The 15,018-nt window shown below is 71.8% G+C and carries 11 protein-coding genes; 7 read left to right on the top strand and 4 right to left on the bottom strand.

The features are described 5' to 3' along the window. The first annotated feature begins 126 nt into the window (after positions 1 to 126). The 3 genes from MY526_RS01635 to MY526_RS01645 all read left to right on the top strand — a co-directional run bounded on the left by MY526_RS01635 (position 127) and on the right by MY526_RS01645 (position 4,723). Entirely contained in the window at positions 127 to 597 is a 471-nt protein-coding gene (locus MY526_RS01635) for a Fur family transcriptional regulator (protein ID WP_436689649.1), read from the top strand. Continuing rightward, positions 594 to 2,813 carry a catalase/peroxidase HPI gene (katG, locus tag MY526_RS01640; protein ID WP_436689647.1) on the top strand — a complete coding sequence of 740 codons (2,220 nt, stop codon included), beginning with the start codon at positions 594 to 596 and terminating at the stop codon, positions 2,811 to 2,813. The genes MY526_RS01635 and katG overlap by 4 nt, the downstream gene beginning before the upstream one ends. Before the next feature lie 557 nt (positions 2,814 to 3,370). Continuing rightward, positions 3,371 to 4,723 (top strand): diacylglycerol/lipid kinase family protein, encoded by a 1,353-nt coding sequence (locus MY526_RS01645; RefSeq protein WP_436703081.1) that lies wholly within the window; start codon positions 3,371 to 3,373, stop codon positions 4,721 to 4,723. Here MY526_RS01645 and MY526_RS01650 read toward each other — a convergent pair. After that, positions 4,720 to 5,127: a hypothetical protein gene (locus MY526_RS01650; protein WP_436703082.1), complete on the bottom strand. Its 408-nt coding sequence runs from the start codon at positions 5,125 to 5,127 to the stop codon at positions 4,720 to 4,722. The genes MY526_RS01645 and MY526_RS01650 overlap by 4 nt on opposite strands. 10 nt (positions 5,128 to 5,137) lie before the next feature. Between MY526_RS01650 and MY526_RS01655 the strand changes: the two genes are divergently transcribed. From MY526_RS01655 to MY526_RS01665, 3 genes are read left to right on the top strand one after another with little or no spacing between them, the layout of a single operon-like run. After that, on the top strand, positions 5,138 to 5,863 hold the full coding sequence (locus tag MY526_RS01655) for an amino acid kinase family protein (RefSeq protein ID WP_436703083.1): 726 nt from the start codon (positions 5,138 to 5,140) through the stop codon (positions 5,861 to 5,863). Then, entirely contained in the window at positions 5,860 to 6,552 is a 693-nt protein-coding gene (locus MY526_RS01660) for a cysteine hydrolase family protein (protein WP_436689642.1), read from the top strand. Before MY526_RS01655 ends, MY526_RS01660 begins: the two co-directional genes overlap by 4 nt. Positions 6,553 to 6,602: 50 nt before the next feature. After that, positions 6,603 to 8,504, top strand: coding sequence for an allophanate hydrolase-related protein (locus tag MY526_RS01665; protein ID WP_436703084.1), 1,902 nt, complete (start codon positions 6,603 to 6,605; stop codon positions 8,502 to 8,504). Between the two features lie 694 nt (positions 8,505 to 9,198). Here MY526_RS01665 and MY526_RS01670 read toward each other — a convergent pair. From MY526_RS01670 to MY526_RS01680, 3 genes are read right to left on the bottom strand one after another with little or no spacing between them, the layout of a single operon-like run. Further along, positions 9,199 to 10,158, bottom strand: coding sequence for a hypothetical protein (locus MY526_RS01670; protein WP_436703085.1), 960 nt, complete (start codon positions 10,156 to 10,158; stop codon positions 9,199 to 9,201). Positions 10,159 to 10,169: 11 nt separating this feature from the next. Next, positions 10,170 to 11,339, bottom strand: a complete 1,170-nt coding sequence (locus MY526_RS01675; protein WP_436703086.1) for a hypothetical protein — start codon at positions 11,337 to 11,339, stop codon at positions 10,170 to 10,172. Beyond that, positions 11,336 to 13,555 (bottom strand): hypothetical protein, encoded by a 2,220-nt coding sequence (locus MY526_RS01680; RefSeq protein WP_436689632.1) that lies wholly within the window; start codon positions 13,553 to 13,555, stop codon positions 11,336 to 11,338. The genes MY526_RS01675 and MY526_RS01680 overlap by 4 nt, the downstream gene beginning before the upstream one ends. A 703-nt stretch (positions 13,556 to 14,258) precedes the next feature. On the opposite strand from MY526_RS01680, the gene MY526_RS01685 reads away from it, so the two are divergent. Next, entirely contained in the window at positions 14,259 to 14,978 is a 720-nt protein-coding gene (locus MY526_RS01685; RefSeq protein WP_436703087.1) for a hypothetical protein, read from the top strand. Positions 14,979 to 15,018 lie beyond the last annotated feature (40 nt).

A 15,018-nucleotide genomic window follows, 5' to 3' on the forward strand; every position in this document is an offset into this window, starting at 1 on the left:
CCGCGGCGGTCGGGCGTCGGCTCGGCCCCTGGGCGTCTCCTGCAGCCGCGGCACGGGTCCCCTCGCCGGCCGACCTCCCCGGCGCCGTCTCTTGACTCGATCAAGGGAAGCGGGGAAAATCGAGCCGTGCCACCGGACGCCGCAGAACTCGAGCGTGCACTGCGCGCGGCGGGTCTGCGGGTCACCCGGCCGCGCCTCGCGGTGCTGGACGCCGTCCACGCCCAGCCGCACCTCGACACCAAGGCACTGATCAGCGCGGCGCGTGTCCGCCTCGGCGCGGTGTCGCACCAGGCGGTGTACGACGTGCTGCGCGCACTCGAGGACAGCGGCCTCGTGCGACGCATCCAGCCGGAGGGCTCCGACGCCCGCTACGAGGCCCGCGTGGGCGACAACCACCACCACCTGGTCTGCCGCGACTGCGGGGCCATAGCCGACGTCGACTGCACGACCGGCGCCGCTCCCTGCCTGACCCCCTCCTCCGACGCAGGCTTCGTCATCGACGAGGCTGAGGTCCTGTTCTGGGGACGCTGCCCGTCGTGCGCAGCCGACCCTCCTCCCGCCCCCGCCCCCCGCACCGCACAGAGAGGTACGTCGTGACCAACGAGATCGACAAGAACCAGAGCGAGAGCACCAGCGAGAGCGAGAACCCGGCGATCCCCGGGCCGACCCAGGTCACCAACCGGCGGCCGCAGAGCAACCGGGACTGGTGGCCCAACCAGGTCGACCTGTCCGTGCTGAACAAGCCCTCGAAGGACTCCGATCCGCTCGGCGCGGACTTCGACTACAAGGCCGCGGTCGCGACCCTGGACGTCGAGGCGGTCAAGCGCGACGTCGTCCAGGTCATGCGCACCTCGCAGGACTGGTGGCCGGCGGACTGGGGTCACTACGGCCCGCTGTTCATCCGGATGTCGTGGCACGCAGCCGGCACCTACCGCATCGCGGACGGCCGGGGCGGCGGCGGCGAGGGCGGGCAGCGCTTCGCGCCGCTGAACAGCTGGCCGGACAACGCCAACCTCGACAAGGCCCGCCGGCTGCTGCTGCCGGTCAAGCAGAAGTACGGCCGCGCGCTGTCCTGGGCCGACCTGCTGCTGCTGGCCGGCAACGTCGCGCACGACGACATGGGCCTGAAGACCTTCGGCTTCGCCTTCGGCCGCGCGGACAACTGGCAGCCCGGCGAGGTCTTCTGGGGTCCCGAGGACACCTGGCTCGGCGACGAGCGCTACGCCGGCGACGACCCGCTGGACCTGGACGAGGGCCCGCTGGCCAACGTGACCATGGGGCTGATCTACGTCAACCCCGAGGGCCCGAAGGGCCGGCCCGACCCGCTCGCCTCGGCCCACGACATCAAGGTGACCTTCCGTCGCATGGGCATGACCGACGAGGAGACCGTCGCCCTCGTCGCCGGCGGGCACACCTTCGGGAAGACGCACGGCGCCGGCAACCCCGAGCTCGTCGGCCCGGAGCCCGAGGGCTGCCCGGTGCACGGCAACGGCCTGGGCTGGATCAGCCAGCACGGCACCGGCAAGGGTGCCGACACCATCACCAGCGGCCTCGAGGGCGCCTGGACGCCGACGCCGACGACGTGGGACAACTCCTACTTCGAGACGCTGTTCGGCTACGACTGGGAGCTCACCGAGAGCCCCGCCGGCGCCAAGCAGTGGCAGCCGGTGAACCCCGAGGCGCAGGAGCTCGTGCCCGACGCGCACATCGAGGGCAAGAAGAACCCGCCGATGATGTCGACCGCCGACATGGCGCTCGTCAAGGACCCCGAGCTGCGCGCGATCGCGGAGCGCTACCGCAACGACTTCGACCACTTCGCCGACCAGTACGCGCGGGCCTGGTTCAAGCTGCTGCACCGGGACATGGGCCCGAAGACCCGGTACCTCGGCCCCGACGTCCCCGCCGAGGACCTGATCTGGCAGGACCCGCTGCCCGCCGTCGACCACGAGCTCGTGGGCGAGGCGGAGATCGCCGACCTCAAGCAGCGAGTGCTCGCCTCGGGGCTGACAGTCTCGCAGCTGGTGCACACGGCCTGGGCCGCCGCCGCGTCCTACCGCAGCACGGACAAGCGTGGTGGCGCCAACGGCGCCCGACTCCGCCTCGAGCCGCAGATCAACTGGGCGGTCAACGAGGGCGTCCGGGACGTGCTGCCGGTGCTCGAGCGGGTGAAGGGCGAGTTCGAGCAGCAGACCGGCAAGAGGGTCTCGCTCGCCGACCTGATCGTCCTCGGCGGCAGCGCCGCGGTGGAGAAGGCCGCGGCGGACGCCGGCGTGCAGGTGACCGTGCCGTTCACGCCCGGTCGCACCGACGCCTCGCAGGAGCAGACCGACGTCGACAACTTCCGCTGGCTCGAGCCGCGGGCCGACGGCTTCCGCAACTGGATCGCGCCGGGGAGCAAGCTGGAGCCGGAGACGCTCCTGGTCGACCGGGCGTACATGCTCGAGCTCACCGCCAAGGAGATGACCCTGCTGGTCGGCGGCCTGCGGGTCCTCGGCGCCAACACCGGTGGTGTGCAGCACGGCGTCTTCACCGACCGCCCCGGCGTGCTGTCGCAGGACTTCTTCCGCAACCTGCTCGACCTGGGCATCTCCTGGCGGACCTCGGTGGCCACCGAGGGCGTCTACGAGGGGCTGGACGCCGGCGGCGACGTCGTGCGCACGGCCACCGCGGCCGACCTGGTGTTCAACTCGAACTCGATCCTGCGCGGCATCGTCGAGGTCTACTCGGCCGACGACGCGAAGGAGACGTTCGTGCAGGACTTCGTCGCGGCCTGGGTGAAGGTCATGGAGCTCGACCGCTACGACCTGCGGTAAGCACCACCTGTTCGGACGCCCCGGACCGCGCTCCGCGGTCCGGGGCGTCCGCGTGTCCGTCACGGCCGCCGTACCGGGACACGCCGGCGCGACGACGGCGCTCGTGCGCCTCCGCCGGTCGACCGCGCGACTCCGCACGCCCCGATCCGCCCCCGGCGGGTCCCCCAGGCCGGGCCGGCCCCCTGTCGAGGCGGTCGAGCCGGGTGGACACTCGAGGCCGTCCCCTCATCCCGCCCCTGGGGGCCGCCATGTCCGGCACGGAGCCCGGGAATCGGTCCGCCTGTCGGGCCGGCGTGGCTGTTGACCGCGGAGCTGCGCGCGAGCAAGGCGCCCTCCGCGATCGCCGCCGACTGGCAGGCACCGGCGGACGGCCTCGAGCGGATGGCCGACGCGTTCGCCGACGTCGACCTCTCCGATCGCTCGACGCTCGACGCCCTCGACGACGCCGCGGGAGACCTGTCCGCGACCGGCGACCGCATCGAGACCCACCTCCGCGACGAGTGCGGCACCGCCCCCTGGGCGGCCACCGCGCAGCGAGGTGACCGATGGGGGCGTCGATGTCGAGTCCGAGCCGCATGTCGCCGGTGCGCCGGCGCCGCAGCGCCGCCGCGCTGGCGCTCGCCGCCGCGGCGTGGGTCGTCCTGCTGACGGTCATCGTGGCGGTCGACGACTTCCCACGCGGCCTGCTCCTGCTGCTGTGTACCGCCCTGGTCGCGGCCGGTGCCTGGGAGGGGGTCCTGCGGCGGGGCTGGGGGCGCGTGGCCGCCCTCGCCGTCGCCGGCGTCGCCCTGGCGGGCGGGGTCCTCGTGCTGGGTGACGAAGGCTACCGGCAGAGCCTGGTGCAGCTCGGTCTCGGTGCGCTGATCTGGCACGCGGCGGCCCGGGTGGCCTTCCAGCCGGACGTCGTCCTGCCGGCCGCGGCACGACCGAAGCGGCCGGTGCTCGTCGTCAACCCCCGGTCCGGCGGCGGCCGGGCGGCCCGGGTCGGCCTGGCGGCCGCGGCCGGGGAACGGGGCATCGAGGTGGTCGAGCTGCACGCCGGGGCGGACCTCGAGGCACTCGTGCGCGAGGCGGTCGACGCCGGTGCGGACGCGCTGGCCATGGCCGGTGGCGACGGCTCGCAGGCCGTCGTGGCCGCGCTCGCCGCCGAGGCGGACCTGCCCTACGCCTGCATCCCCGCAGGTACGCGCAACCACTTCGCCCTCGACCTGGGCGTGGACCGGGACGACGTCGTGGGGGCGCTCGACGCCTTCGTCGACGGCGGCGAACGGGTGGTCGACCTCGCCGAGGTCAACGGTCGGGTCTTCGTCAACAACGTCTCCCTGGGCGTCTACGCGGAGGCCGTGCAGCAGGAGGGCTATCGCGCGGCGAAGCTGCGGACGCTGCTGGACACGGTGGCCGCCTCGCGGGCCCCGGAGGGCGCCTCGCACGACCTGAGCTGGACCACCCCGGGTGGCCGCACGCTGCGGGGTGCGGCCGTGATCATGGTGAGCAACAACCAGTACCGGCTGACCGGGGCGGCCGGTGCGGGCACCCGGCCGGCCGTCGACCAGGGGCTCCTCGGGGTGACCGTACTCGACCCGCCGGTCAGCGGGGAGCGGCGCCGGCGCCGCCCCTGGCGACAGTGGGTGACACCCGACTTCCGCGTCGAGGCGACCCGTCCGGTGCCGGCGGGGATCGATGGCGAGGCAGCCCTGCTCACTCCCCCGGTCGTGTTCCGCACCCGGCCTGCGGCGCTGCGGGTGCGGGTCGCTGCGCACCACCCCGGTGCCTCACCCTCGGCGATCGAGCCGGTCGGCGCGCTCCCGGCGCTGCGGGCGCTGCTGCGCATCGCCGGCGGTGGCGATCCTCGTGGACGGCGGGAAAGACGGCCGCTCCCGACGCACCCACTCAGCGCCTCTCCGCCCTAGCCTTCCTCCGTGCCCAGGGTGGAAACCCCCTGCCCAGCCAGCCGCGGGTCCCCGACGTCCCTCGCGGGCGGCGAGGTCCTCGGCGAGGCCTGGCGGGCCCACTCCCGGAGATCGGACATCCGGTGAGCCGCACCGCGTTGGTGGCCATCGGCGGAAACGCCCTGGTCCTCGACGGCGAACCCGGTTCCATTCCGCGCCAGCAGCAGCGGGCCGCCGCGTTCGCCGAGCAGGTGGCCGACCTGATCGCCGACGGCTGGCGGGTGCTGGTCACCCACGGCAACGGGCCGCAGGTGGGGTTCATCCTGCGCCGGGGAGAACTGGTGGCCGCCGAGGCCGCGGTCGAGGGCCTGCCGGAGCTCCCGCTGTGGCTCGCCGTCGCCGACTCCCAGGGCGGTGTCGGGCACATCCTCTCGGGTGGCGATCGACAGCGCCCTGGCCCGGCGCGGGATGTCGACCCGGGCGGTCGCCGTGCTCACCCATGCCGAGGTGGCCCGCGACGACCCCGCGTTCGCGGCCCCGACCAAGCCGATCGGCTCGCACTTGAGCCCTGCGGTCGCCCGGCTGCTCGCGGCGAAGGAGGGCTGGACGGTCACCGAGACATCGGCCGGGGTCTTCCGCCGCGTGGTCGCCAGCCCACGGCCGCTGCGGATCGTCGAGACCGACCAGATCCGGTCGCTGCTCGACACGGACGCCGTCGTGATCGCCGCCGGCGGTGGCGGGATCCCCGTCCTGCGTGAGGACGGGGGCTGGCGCAGCGTGGACGCGGTCATCGACAAGGACCGCGCCTCCGCCTTGCTGGCCGCGATCGCCGGCGTGGACACCCTCGTGCTCGTGACCGGAGTGGACCAGGTCTACGTGGGGTTCGGCACCCCGGATCAGCGGGCGCTGTCCGATGTGCGTCCCGACGAGGCCCGCGGCTATCTGGAGGACGGCGAGTTCCCCGCCGGTTCGATGGGCCCGAAGGTCGAGTCCGCCCTGCAGTTCCTCGCCGGCGGCGGGCGCCGCGCGGTCATCACCTCGCTGCCGCGGCTGCGGGACGCGCTCGCCGGCCGGGCCGGCACCTCCATCACGTCGCCGGGCCGGGCCGGTCCGGTGAGTTCCCCGGGCGCCTCGAGCGCGGGCAGCAGGAGATCCGGATGACCACCGTTCCAGCGGAGCCCTTTCCCTACCCGTTCGAACCGGCCTCCGTCGCACTGCTGTGCATCGACTTCCAGCGGGACTTCCTGGAGCCCGGTGGCTTCGGTGAGTCCCTCGGCAACGACGTCTCACGCCTGCGCAGCGCGATCGAGCCGACCCGGGCCGTGCTGGCCGCCTTCCGCGACCGCGGGTGGACCGTCATCCACACCCGCGAGGGCCACCGTCCCGACCTGACCGACCTGTTCTCGGCCAAGCGCGACCGGGGCAACCCGTCGCTGCGGATCGGCGAGGAGGGGCCGATGGGCCGGCTCCTCGTGCGCGGCTCCGCCGGTCACGACATCGTCCCCGAGCTCGCTCCCCACCCGGGTGAGGTGGTTCTCGACAAGCCGGGCAAGGGCTCCTTCTATGCGACAGATCTGGAGACGATCCTCCGAGCGCGCGGCATCACCCACCTGGTCGTCACCGGGGTCACCACCGAGGTGTGCGTCCAGTCGACCGTCCGCGAGGCCAACGACCGGGGCTTCGAGTCGCTGATCCTCTCCGACTGCACCGGCTCCTACTTCCCGGAGTTCCACGAGTCGGCGCTGGCCATGTTCGCCGCGCAGGGCGCGATCGTCGGCTGGGTGTCGACGTCCGCGGACCTGCTCGCTTCCCTCGACCGCATCCCCGTTCCGTCGAAGGGCCCGTCATGAGCAGGAACTCGTCGCCCACCGTGTCGCCGACCGCCGGCCCCAGGTGGTGGGTGAAAGGTGACTGGAACGGCCTGTTCGGCCTCGGCACCAACGTGCTGCTCAACGTGATCGTGCTGACCGGCCTCTGCCTGGCCGTCGTCCACATCCCGAGCGAGACGGTGTACGGCCGCATCCTGCCGGCCCTGGGCATCGCCCTGCCGCTGGGCAACATCTGGTACGCCGTCCTCGCCCGCCGGTTGGCCCGGCGGGAGAGCCGCGGCGACGTGACCGCGCTGCCGTACGGCCCCAGCGTGCCGCACACCTTCATCGTGGTCTTCGTCGTCATGCTGCCCGTGGCCATCGGGTCGGGGAACGCGCTGACCGCGTGGCGCGCCGGGCTCGCCTGGGCGTTCATCATCGGGTGCATCGTGCTGATCGGGGCCTTCTTCGGCCCGTGGATCCGGAAGGTGACCCCGCGCGCGGCACTGCTGGGCGCGCTGGCCGGCATCTCCATCACGTTCATCTCGATGAACCCCGCCGCCCAGATGTGGCAGGCGCCGTGGATCGCCTTCATCGCCCTGGCCTTCATCCTCGTGGGCTGGCTCGGCGGCCGGAAGATGCCGGGGGACGCCCCCGTCGGGCTGGTGGCCGTCCTCTTCGCCACGGCGGTCGCGTGGATCGCGGTGCTCGCCGGCTGGAGCGGCATCCTCGAGCCGAGCGCGGTGGGCGAGTCGATCTCCAACCTCGCGGTGAGCCTGCCGTTCCCCACGGGTGACGTGCTCACCGGCCTCGAGGACATCACGCCACTGCTGGCCTCGGCGATCCCGCTCGGCGTCTACAACTTCACCGAGGGCATGACCAACGTCGAGTCGGCCGCCGCTGCCGGCGACCGGTACTCGACTCGCCAGGTGCTGTCCGCCGACGGTCTCGGCGCGATCGTCGGCTCGTTCCTCGGCTCCCCCTTCCCGCCGGCGGTCTACATCGGCCACCCCGGCTGGAAGCAGGTCGGCGGGCGGATCGGCTACTCCCTGGTGACCGGCATCGTCGTCGCCGTCGTGTGCTTCACCGGTCTGGTCGGCACGTTCCTGGCGCTCTTCCCCATGCAGGCGCTCGTCCCCGTGCTCCTCTACATCGGCCTGGTGATCGGCGCGCAGGCGTTCAACGTCAGCGCCCGGCGGTACGCCCCGGCCATCGTGCTGGCCATGATCCCGAGCCTGGCGCAGTGGGCCACCGGGCTGATCGACAACGCGCTGGCGGCGGCCGGCACCAGTGCCCAGGCCGTCGGGGTCGGCGCACTCGTCGACGGCGGCGTCGTCTACGACGGCCTGAGACTGCTCGGGCAGGGCGCGGTGCTGGTCGGCATCGTCCTCGGCGCCATCGCCTGCTTCGTGATCGACCGGCGGATGTACGCCGCCGCGATCGCCGCCGGGATCGGCGCCGGGCTGTCGTTCGTCGGGCTGATCAATGCCGACGAGGTGGGCTGGAACGCCTCCCCCGGCGTCAGTCTCGGGTACGTCTTCCTGGCGCTGATCCTGGGCGGGTTCGGGTGGTTGTCGCGCCGGGAGGTCGACCGGGCGGTCGACGACGAGCTCCTGTTCGTCAACGGCACCCTGATGCGGGGGCTGGAACTGCACGGCAACCTCGTGGGCGCGGAGCTGCTGGAGGAGACGGCCACCGCGCCGAGGTACCGGCTGCACAGCATCCGCGATGAGCATCCCGGCATGTACGAGGTCGGTGAGGACGAAGACGGGGCCTCGATCGCCGGCGAGCTCTACCAGGTGCCCACCGAGGTGCTGCTGAAGGTCGTCGAGAACGAACCACCCGGCCTCTACCGGGGTCCGGTGCAGCTGGCCGACGGGCGGATGGTGCCCGGCATCCTCTACGCCCGGGACCTGGCCGAGGCGCACCCGGACATCACTGCCCACGGCGGTTGGCGGCAGTACCGGGCCGCGGCGGCACCTTCGGGGCACTGAGGGGAAGAGGGTCTGGCCGGCGGAACGGGCGGGCTCAGCGCGCGTCAGGCGTGAGCGGACATGACGCCCTGAGACGTCTCGGGGCCGTTGACCTACCGGGGCAGGTCGTCGAGGTACGCGCGCAGGTCCGCCGCGGCGTCGTCGAACGTGCACCTGCGAAGCAGCTTGTACAGCAGCCGCAGGTCATCGGCGTTCGCAGAGGTTCCGTGCGACGCCCGCAGGTGCTCGAGACCCTGTCGGACGGCTCGGGTGGCCCCGTCGACCTCATCGAAGAGGACGCTCAGCCGGGCGAGCTCCCATGCGATGTCAGCGGTCGGTGCATCGGCGACCGACGACTGGGCGTCCAGCCTGCGTCCGGCGTTGGACAGGTAGTTCCGGAGCCATCGCACGGGGTCGGGCTCCATGCGGACGACACGGAGCGGACATGTAGACGTGACTCGTGGGCTCCATGCCGCTCCTGCGAAGTCGACGAGAGCACGTTCGTCGTTGATCTGGATGAGCAGACAGCCCCACCGGGGATTCGCCATGCCGGGGACCAGCTGAATCGCCCGGTCGCGCATGCCGAGGGGATTGGGCAGGACCGAGACGAGTTGGCTCGCCCGTTCAAGAGGACCGCGGAACCCCACGACGCGACCTTCCACCCGCCTGGGCGCACTGCCCGGGTCCATGAGCTCTCCCACGACCAGGGGCGGACTCAACCGGATGGACTCGGACCACGTCCGCCCGCCGGCGGTGTGGACGTCGACAACGACGTCGAAGGTGGAGCCGTCGTCGAGGGCGCGGTCGAGGCCGGAGCCGAGCTGCCCGGCGGTGCCGGAGGGGGCGGGGCCGGCGACGGTGACCACCGGACCAGCACCACCACCAGCACGATCACTCCCACCGCCAGGGCCAGCGCCCCGACGAGGATCTTCCGATGACGGAGCTGCGGTGACAGGCCGGCCGGAGGGCCGGCCTCCGCTTTTCCCGGGTCGAGGTCGATCATCGTGGACGGCCCGCCCTCGTCGAGGAGGACTGCCACCGGCCGGTCGAGCGACGCGACGGCACGCCGGGCACCGTCGACCGACGTGAGCGCCGCGGTTGTGAAGGCCCATCCCGGCATGCCGGCGCCGAGCTGGGCGACCCTCGCCCGGAACGCGGCCACGGCGTCGGCGTCGTCGGCCGACCCGATCCAGGACCGCCTCGGTTGCGGTGCTGACTCGGCCGCAGGCCCGGGACCTGCGTCGGCGTCGGCGTCGGCGTCGGCGTCGGCCAAGGTGCGGCTCAACCAGGAACCGAACTCCTCCCCGCACACCGCATCCTCGTCGATGGCGTTCCCACCGACGGCGCTGTCGACGAGGTCGGCCGGGAACGCGGCGTCCAACCTGGCGCCCAGCGCCGCCCGTCGGTGCGCGTCCAACCCGGCCGCGACCAGGCGGGCGAGCAGGGCGGGATCGGGATCGTCCACGACGATGGTGAACCGGATCGCCGTCCCGATGACGTCCCGGCGCGCCGAAGGGACACCGCTGAGCAGCACGCCACCGTGGCCCGGACCGCCGTGCACGAGGACGGCGGGCCGCTCGAGCACGACCAGGTCGTCCAGTGGGGCCCACCACCGCCGCGGTGGCCCACCACCGAGGAACCGGTAGTCGAGGCGACGGGCGGTGCCTCGGGTCATGAGGTGAGCGGTCATCGGGGACCGTCACCGCTCCAGATCTCGACGCGCCGGTCGATGGGCGCGGCCACGAGCTTCTTGGTCGCGTCCGTCAGCTGCCCCCGGCGCAGGCTGATACAGGCGAGCTCCGATGCACTCGTCTGGATCCCCTCATTGACGGAACCAGCCTCACCGGAGAGGTAGTACTCGATGGTGCCCCAGAAGCCCTTGGCTTCGGCCTTGCGCGCCACGTGCCGGTCGTAGGCGCCCTGTGTCGTCTTCTGCTGCTCGGCTTCGGCTGCCTCCTGCCCGGCGAGCACGGCACGAGCGAGTTCCTGCATCACCGTGCCTGCGGCGCGGACGCTGATGCGCGGCGGCCGGCCCCGGAAGCGGTAGTGCGCGGTGAAGTCGGGGAGGTCGTGGCCGGAGACGTTGTGCCAGCGGGCCTCCATCAGCTCCACGCAGCCATACGTGTCGACGGGTGCGTAGACGACGCGGACGGGTTGAGGTCGCTCTCTCGTCTCCGCAGCGATGATCTCGAGGAGTCGGCCGTAGCGCTCCTTGACCTTCTCCCGCAACCGTGCCTCGTCCTGCCCGTGGCCGCCGTTGTCGCTGAAGTACTTCTCGCACTTCAGCGGGGCGAGCACGACCACCGCCGGTTCGTCCTCCTTGTCCGTGGTCAAGCGGCCCTTGGCCCAGGTCCGTCCCACCTCCTCGACGTCGAGCAGCGCGAGCAGCTCACCGACGGCGGCCCGCTGCCGAGGCAGGACTGCCTCCATCAGCACCGCGGCGTCGATGGGGACGAGCAGCATGATGCTGTTGCGGACGTGGTCCAGATAGCCGGGCCAGGCCTCCTTGGCCTGCGGGTTCTGAGCCCGCACCTCCGGGTCGAGCCACTGGCCCGGGTAGTCGAGCAGCTCGAACGGAACCTCGATCGACTCATCGCCCTCGGCCTGCAACGCCACCCGGTAGCGGCTCACCGACTGGGTGCCGCCCAGCGCGGCGGCGTCGAACTCCCCGACCTCGATGGCCCGTCGCAGATCCCGCTGCTGCTTGCGGACCCGGTTGCGTGTGGGCTCGTCCATCGTCACAGAGACCGGGGTGCCGGTGAGCAGCGCGTCCGTGTCGCTCAGCACTGCGGTGAGGAGGGTGGTCTTGCCGACGCGGCTGGGCCCGGTGACGGCGACGCGGAACGACGGGGTCATGCCGCCACCTCCCGCCGGATGCCGGGATCCCCGCCGAGAGCGGTGACCACCGCCTGGAGGAGCCCCACCACACGCTGCACCTTCGCGGTCGCGGTCGCGGGGCCGCTGCGCTCCTCGGGCCACAGCTCGTCCCGATAGGCGTCGACGAGCCTGCGGAACTCGGCGTTCGAACTCGCGGAGCGGATCACCATGTCCTCGAACTGCTCCGCGTACGCCAACAGGACCAACGCCATCGTCTGGGTTTCCTCCTGCAGCAGCCGTCCGCCTTCGTAGATCGCCTGGCGGGCGAGCTCGACGATCTCGGTGTAGAGGTCCTCGGCCCCCGCGGCCGTGGTCGGGACCACGAGCGGGGCGCGGATGTTGCCCGTCCCAGGGTCGATGCCTTCGGGTCGCAGGATGTCGAGCAACCGCCGCATCCGGGGCAGCAGTCGCGTGCGGTAGTCCAGCCGCACGTCGAGGGCGACGTCGACGCTGTGGGCGAGCTGTGGGCACGGGTCGGGTGCCTCGCGCAGGGCCCGTGCGAGGTTGGTCAGCGCCTCCTGCCCGGTCCCGCCCACGAGGAGGCCACTCAGGCGCGGGCTCAAGGCCTCGGCGAGGCCGCGCCAGAACTCCTCCCGGCGCTGCAGGAGCACGTCATCGATGCCGCTGAACCGCCGGGCGATCTCGTTGCGCACCCCGTTCAGCGCGTCCGTGGAGACCTTCGCAGCGGCCCCCGCCTTGCGCATGTCGAGGTGCGCCCGCTCTACCCAGGCGGTGCGGCCCTGGCCGAAGCCGTCCATCGCCCAGCCGCGGATCTCGTCGCACAGGTGGTCGACGCGTTCCAGGAACTCCTCGTCCTCGTACGTGTCACCGGTGCGGCCGCGCAGCTCCTCCACCCAGTCCTGCACGCCGACGAGAATCTCGTCCTGAACGGCGTCAGCGCGCTTGATCAGCTCTTCGACAGCGGTGGGCCGGGCTATCGACCTCACCGTCGTGAGCAGGCGTTGCGTGCAGGCGAGCAGCTCTTGCCGGGCCTGCGCACATGTCGCCATCGCGCGGTCCACCACGGCTGCGTCCATCCGCGGCAACGCATCGGCGAGGTGCGTCAGCACACCACCGAGCACGTCGCGCGCGACGGCGTCACGCTGCGCGGCATCCGCCTGCCAGACCTGGTAGTTGCGGCCGTCCACGCCGTCGTTCAGCCGTCGCCGGATGTCGTCGAGCAGCGCGTCGATGTTGACCCGCTCGCACCCGCCGGTGTTCACGAGAATCGTCATGAAGTCGCGTACCGCCGCCGCGCCGCAGGCCCGACCGATGAGGTCGAGGCTGGCCTGGTCCTCAACGGACCACATCGCGTTGGTGTCAGTGGGCCGCTTGACCACGACGACGAAGTCGACGTCGTTCTCCAGGCCGGCCAGGTGGTGCTCCTCGGCCTTGGGCACCATCTCACCGAGACCGGGCAGGTCGAGCAGGCCGAGCTCGACCACTTCGGAGATCGGGAAGGCCGTGGTGATCACCGCATCCCGGACGGCGAGGTACCGCCGGTCAGGGACGCCGGAGTCCGTAGCGGGATAGGCGACCCAGCGACGGAGGTCCTCGAGGCCGACCTCGCGCACCTCGCCGGTGAGCAGGCTGCGAAACGACGGCAGCGACTCCTGCATCTCCTGCAGTCGCGCCAGAACCGGCCGCAGCCGGTCCACCTGCTCGGCCGGTAGGTCGCTGACCGCCGCGGGAAGGTCGAACCGGGCGAACTCCTCGACCGTGCGCGGCTCGGGGGCCAGGCCGAGCACCTGGAAGTAGGGCCCGACGACCTCGGAGCAGAACGACACGGTGCTGTGCATCGTCAGACGCGCGGTGCGTGCCGTGTCCGAGTGGAAGATGCGGCTCCGCACGGCGGTGACCGGCTGTCCGCGCCCGGTGGGGATCTGCTCGTCGTCCAGCCCGGACAACGACTGCAGCAGTGTGCTCTTGCCGTTGCGGGCGCGCCCGCTGACCCCGATGTTCACCGTGTGCCGGCTCACCCGGGCGCGTGTGACCGCGAGCGCCGCCAGTGCCTCGGCTGCGATGCGCTCCAGGTCGACGGGGTCGACGTCGAAGACGACGGGCGGGGAGCCGTCTTCGTCCGGTTCGGCGGCCTCCGCCAGGGCCACCGTGAGGGCGGAGAGCACCGTCCGCAATCCGGTCCACCGTTCGATCTCCCGCTCGATGACCGGCAGCCTGGCGCGTCTGCTCCGCATGACCGCGTCGATACGGTCGCGCACCTCTCCCACAGGCACTCCCTCCAGCGTGCTCGGCCCGGTTGTCCGCGGGTCGCGCTCGAAGATCAGCCTCACCTCTCGCGCTCTCGAGATCGGCCCAGCGTCGCGTCAGCTGGCAACGCTCCCGTGCGAGCAACACCAGGAGGATCGGGTGCGCGCGTCACTGCACCGTCACGGCGCTGTCACCGCGAGGACTGCGCTCGCCAAGATCGCCGCGTCACCACCAGGACCCCCTCGGAGGCTCACCCCCCGGGCATCCCACGGAGGCGCTCACCGATCAGCCGACCGATCTCCGGCTGTGGCGACAGGCCCGCTGCACCGGTGACCGCGTGCCGTTGCCGGAGGGTCTACCCCGGCGTGACGGCGCGGTGACGGCGACATCAGAGGATGCCGACATGGACGACGCCTCCGTGAAGGCCGTCACGGGGCCGCAGCCGTGACCGCAGCGAGGAGAGCACCACCGCGAGCGCAGCCCGCGAGGGCATGGCGACAGTGACGCCTCGACGCCGGCCGGAGCTCCGATCCCTCGCCTGTTCCGGCCCGTCGTTCGCCTGCTCGCAACCGTCCGGGTGCCTCGTTCGCCTCCGTGGCCGGCGGAGTCAGCCGGGAGCTCGAGACCTCAGCTGGAGACCCAGTGCGAAGACGCCCCGCCGATTGGCAGTTTCTCGCGTGGACCATTGCTGTGGCGATGCTCTTGGTCGGGATCGCTGTGGCCGTCGTAGCGCTGGCCCCCTCGGTCGATGCAGAGAACTTCTGGAGCGAGGTCCCGAGGGCCTTGCTGACCTTGGCGGCCGGGGTCATCGTCGCCGGCGGCGTTGCATCGCTGCTGGCTGCTCACAACCGGGCCGTCGATCAACGCAGAAGTGATCATGACCAGAGATTGGAACTCGTCGCTGAACTCCGCGAGACCCACAACGCGGTGAAGACGGCCGCTCTGCTGATCAATGCGCACCAGTCGGTCCGCACGTATGGACAGCAGGCCCAGGGACTGATAGCCGCCCGCGTGCAGCTGCTGGATGTCGACTGGGCGGCGCGTTCCCGACCGCGATTGTGCGGCGGCGACGAAGCCGTCGAGCTCATGAGCGCTTTCCTGCGGAGGGCCTCGGAGTATCTGGAAGCCGTAATCGAGGAGTATGGCGCCCAATATGGAAGGGTGGCAGCAATTCAGCTTGCCTCATCCAAGTGGAACGACAGAGCAGCAGATGATGCCGCACAGAACTCCTCACCCCCGGATCCGGGTGGCATTGTCGTGAGCACCGTCCCCTGGGCCGAACTGTGCAAACCGGACGTCTTTCCGCGGCTCGCCGATCTCAGGCTGGACACGGAAGCCCACCGCAAGGGCTTCTCGGCACCCGTCAACGAGGCCATCGGGATCTTGGTCCAACAGGACGAGATCCGGTAGGCACAGAGCCTGCCTCGACGAGCAGATCCTCCGTGAGGTC

Source organism: Geodermatophilus sp. CPCC 205761 (assembly GCF_051383655.1).
Classification (GTDB): Bacteria; Actinomycetota; Actinomycetes; order Mycobacteriales; family Geodermatophilaceae; genus Geodermatophilus.